The organism is Streptomyces sp. WG7, assembly GCF_049975785.1.
Classification (GTDB): Bacteria; Actinomycetota; Actinomycetes; order Streptomycetales; family Streptomycetaceae; genus Streptomyces.
Genome location: NZ_JBNGGE010000154.1, coordinates 1 through 1,109, shown reverse-complemented (window position 1 = coordinate 1,109; position 1,109 = coordinate 1). Strand labels below are relative to the sequence as shown.

The following is a 1,109-nucleotide window of genomic DNA, read 5'->3' as shown; positions in this document are numbered from 1 at the left end:
CCGTGCCCGCGCCCAGCGGCACACCTCTTCCGGATCCAGCCCGCTCTCCCCGTCCAGAAGCTCACGGACGCGCTCGATGGGCTCGTCGGCGGCCACCGCGCGGGCCGCCTCGACCTCCCCGGTCAGCCGGGCGTTCGGCACCCCGGACACACGGACCGGCAGCACCACATCACCCAACGCCTCCAGCGCCTCGACGTCCCGCCCCCACACCATGACGGGTGTCCGAGCGAGAGAAAGCGGCTGCGAAGGAGCCTTGTGCAGGACCACGTCGTAGCGGTGCCGCGTCAGCTCGTTGCGGGCCGCGCCCCGCTTCCACCGCACATCCACGCCCACCGCTTCCGGCCGCCCGGCCGCCCAGGCGGCGAAGAAACCGGGATCCAGCAGCAACTCCTTCTCCGTCACCACGGCCTGCTCCACCGCCGCACGCAACCGGGCCGTGTCCCCGACACCCGGCTGACGAGCCTGTACCGCCGTCTGGAACGCCCGCAGCAGGCCCCGGTGCCGCACGTCTCCGACGATCAGACGGCCCCCCTCGGCCAACAGCCCGAACGCCTGGTCCAACACCCGCTCCAGATACTCCCAGCCCGGGAAGTACTGCACGACGGAGTTGATGACCACCGTGTCGAACTCCCCGGCAGGAAGCCCGGAAACATCATCGGCGGCCTGGCAGCGCACCACCACGTGGTCCCAGCCCAGCCCCGCCACCTGACCACGCAACCGCTCCACCACCGACGACGAGAAGTCCGTCGCCCAGTACGACTCCACCCCCGCCGCCACATGCCCCATCAACAACCCCGAACCGACACCGATCTCCAACACCCGGCGGGGTCCGAAGCGACGGATGCGTTCCACGACCGCATGGCGCCATTCCCGCATCTCGTCCAACGGGATCGGCTCCCCCGAGTAAGAGCTGTTCCACCCCTCGAAGCCCTCCCCCAGCACGTCCGACTCGGTCTCGCCGTACACCGAGTCGTAGATCTCCCGCCATTCGTCGACCTGCTCAGCGGTCGTGCCTTCCGCCCCCACTGCCGAGGGGACGATGTAGGCGACGAGGCGGGTGTCGTCGTGGTGCGGGCGGGCGACGACCACGGCCCGGGAGACACCCGGCT

Annotated in this window: 1 protein-coding gene; it reads right to left on the bottom strand. The window is 70.5% G+C overall.

Going from position 1 to position 1,109, the window contains the following annotated elements:
- Positions 1 to 1,109 (bottom strand): methyltransferase (locus ACP4J0_RS38480; protein ID WP_426604096.1); only part of this gene is annotated, 1,109 nt, incomplete at both ends.